The organism is Dellaglioa sp. CoH-56-MRSF-10 (assembly GCF_056782175.1).
On record NZ_JBXAYF010000130.1, the window covers coordinates 1 to 257 of the forward strand.

The window sequence follows — 257 nt, forward strand, 5'->3', positions numbered from 1 at the left end:
TTCTAATGCCGATTACGTTGTCGCGTGAGAGCAATGTTGTTTGGGGCTTTGTCATGACGCGGGCGCGTACTGGTAGCAGCCGGTAAATTTCTTGAGGCTGAAGCACCCGTACATTGGCCTGAAAATCCAGCGTATTGCGGTTGCGTGAATTCCATGGGTTCGCGTTCTGAACGATCAGGTGCTTGCCCAATTGACGTTCAACGATAATGTCCTTGCTGCTTACCTGCGGAGTATTAGGACTGAAGATGATGTTGAAT

At 49.4% G+C, this 257-nt stretch carries 1 protein-coding gene; it reads right to left on the reverse strand.

Annotated features, from left to right (window positions below; genetic code table 11):
- A partial coding sequence (locus tag AC1RP4_RS08065; protein WP_481763287.1) for a hypothetical protein occupies positions 1 to 257 on the reverse strand: 257 nt, incomplete at both ends.